The organism is Streptomyces sp. NPDC047525 (assembly GCF_040643025.1).
In the GTDB taxonomy this organism is placed as follows: domain Bacteria; phylum Actinomycetota; class Actinomycetes; order Streptomycetales; family Streptomycetaceae; genus Streptomyces; species Streptomyces durmitorensis.
On record NZ_JBEYTL010000025.1, the window covers coordinates 97,457 to 99,936 of the forward strand.

Genomic DNA, 2,480 nt, shown 5'->3' on the forward strand with positions numbered 1-2,480 from the left:
GCGTCTTCAGGAGGCCTGAGGAGTCGAGTTTGGGGAGGCTGGCAGCGAGCGCGCGTGAGGCGTTCTGATAGGCGCCGATCGTGGACAGATCCGTCTTGGGCAAGGATGCAAGGAATTGGGCTGTGGCAGCAGATGTGGTGGAAGCCGAAACGTTGCGGGTTCCGGTAAGACCACCTGCCACTCGACTCGCCAGCCGGTCGGCAGCCCGCCTGAGGCTTCGTACGGCGTTCATACAACCGGCATCAGCCGTATCAGGCATCAAAGGGGAGCCGGAGAGGATCGTTGGCGATTCGTCTTTCTCGTCCGTCGAGAAAAGGATCTTCATGCGCCATACGCAGGCCACACTCAGCGCGCTCTCGCCGTCGTCGCTCACGGCGCTGCCGTACAGCAGCCACTCGACATCAGCGGTGTACCAGACATGCTGATCGATCTTGTGCCCGGTGACGTTCTTGAGGGAAAGCAACTCGACAGCTGGAGCCGCCAGCCAGGTGCGCCAGGCGATCTCAGCGTCAGAAGCCCCCAGACCGGGGAACCCCACCGCGGAGTCCAGGGCTTCCACAGCCGTCTGCGCCACCTGCTCGCGCATGGCCTTGGACCGCAGTAGTTCTTCCGCAGCAGCTTCGACGGACTCCCCGGACACCTCGGTGGTGAAGGTCGCGACGACCTCGTTGAAGTCTGTCAGTCGGGTCAGTCGGTCTTCCAGGCCCCGGACATCCTCGTCCATCGGATACTTGTAGACCGTCCCGTCACCGAAGTCATTGGTGTTATTAGTGACGAAGTAGACGTGCTCGTCAGGGTTGTCCTCCAGGAACCCCAGGATGGAGAACCAGATGACGACGTCCCGCGCACCCTGTGAGTGATCACCCTTCTCGCAGCGCTTCGCCGGCGGAAGCGCCATAGCCTCGCGGGAGAGTGCCTTGAGAGCGACGTCACCACTGGCCTGGATCACCTCGAACACGTCTGCATAGGCAGCACGCCAGTGATCCAGGAAACGCCCCACATCGATCGGCTCCAGCGCGCTCTCCAGCTCCCAGGGCACTGCACTGCGCAGCTTCGCCAGCGCGTTCAAGACGCCCAAGTACTGATTGGGATAGTGCCTCGACTGATGCGCTGCCAGCTCCTCCAGCACCATCCAAGGCACGGCCACCCGTTGATGCCCAGACCTACGGAGTTTGCGGACGATGTCGGCCTTGACGCCATCTGGCGGGACAAGGTTAAACGCATTCGTGTCAAAAATGATCAACTACGCCTCCATGGTCATGAAGGGGAGTATCTCAACTGAGATCCGTAGGGGCCCGCTTATTTTGGGAGATAGTCAAAGGGACGTGAGCTGAACCGTCGGTGGCGGCCAGAACTCTGCGAGGCGTGCGAAGTCGTCGCGCGGGCGATGACGCTGAACGTCAGCGTGCGGAGGCTGAGGCCCAGCAACGGGCCGGGGCGGAAGCGATGTTCACCTCGGACAAAGGGCGCACCCAAGAGGCTTCGGTGATGTACATCTACTCTGTGAGGCTCCGCTCGGTAGAGAGGCAGACGTTCATGAAACTTCCCGGTACCCCGGCAGTCTGTGCCGTTTTCCGAGGTGAGGGCGGCACCGATGAGCGGCCCATCTTGGGCTGGGACGATGAGGGATACGCGCTGACCGCCGACTGGAACGAGGGGCGGCTGAAGCGGGCGACCGATATAGAGGGCTTCCTACATCTCGACGATCAGCAGGCGATGTACGCAGACATACGTAGCGTTCTGCCCGCGCCAGAGGGTTGGTATCTGGTATCGGGTCCTACCGAGAGCAGAACGGTGTACCCCATCGTCGGATGGACCGTCAACGGATTCGGGTGTGGGGACCCGCTGGTGGTCGATAGCAGTGGGTACATGAACCCGGAGAGCACGCAGGGTAAGACCGTGTGCCCGCCCGGCAGAGATCCGCGGAAGATCGAACTTCGCTGAGGTCGATCTTTGCGCCGCAGAGGTAAGGCGGCTGCCACTCAGCGGTCGGACGGGCGAGGTACGGACTTTTCAAAGTTCCCTGTGCCTGGTTCGTGCACGATCTGAGCGGCGGGGGATGGGAGTGGGTTGATTCCAGAGTCTATCTGGCTGTAAAGAATGAAGCACTCGGCTGTGTGGGGGTTCTCAGTGATGCTTGGATCTTGCTACCGTTCCCTTGTGGCGCCCCCGGGAAGGCAGCCTGACGACTGGCCAGTGTGCGCCCTACGGCGCGAGGCCGGCTTCCACTCGCAGCCCCCACGATCAGTACTACCCCTTACTGCTGCTTCGACCATCAGGCCAGTGACCCCGTAGCCAGCCCGGCCCGCTGTAGCGGGTCTTGACGGTTCTGGAGGCGAAGCCGGAAGGGCCGTTGGGTGGGGGAGCGCAGCGGACCCACCGGGTCGGAGCGCAGCGAAGGCCTGCACTCCGGGAGCGCAGCGGACGGAGTGTCACCCGCCTTGCGCAGCAAGGCGGGTGTGCGTGGGGCGCAGCCCCAC

3 protein-coding genes are annotated in these 2,480 nt (G+C 62.7%); 1 reads left to right on the forward strand and 2 read right to left on the reverse strand.

Annotated features, from left to right (window positions below; genetic code table 11):
• Positions 1–1,243 (reverse strand): PIN domain-containing protein (locus tag ABZ833_RS41810; RefSeq protein ID WP_361058566.1); only part of this gene is annotated, 1,243 nt, incomplete at its 3' end.
• Between the two features lie 245 nt (positions 1,244–1,488).
• Here ABZ833_RS41810 and ABZ833_RS41815 point away from each other — a divergent pair.
• Positions 1,489–1,944: a hypothetical protein gene (locus ABZ833_RS41815; RefSeq protein ID WP_361058568.1), complete on the forward strand. Its 456-nt coding sequence runs from the start codon at positions 1,489–1,491 to the stop codon at positions 1,942–1,944.
• 331 nt (positions 1,945–2,275) lie between these two features.
• On the opposite strand, the gene ABZ833_RS41820 is transcribed toward ABZ833_RS41815, so the two are convergent.
• The coding region (locus ABZ833_RS41820; protein ID WP_361058570.1) for a hypothetical protein at positions 2,276–2,480 on the reverse strand (205 nt) is incomplete at its 5' end.

Bases quoted from the DNA above. Each gene is read 5' to 3' on its own strand.
- ABZ833_RS41815 (WP_361058568.1), top strand. From the start codon at position 1,489: ATGTACATCTACTCTGTGAGGCTCCGCTCGGTAGAGAGGCAGACGTTC.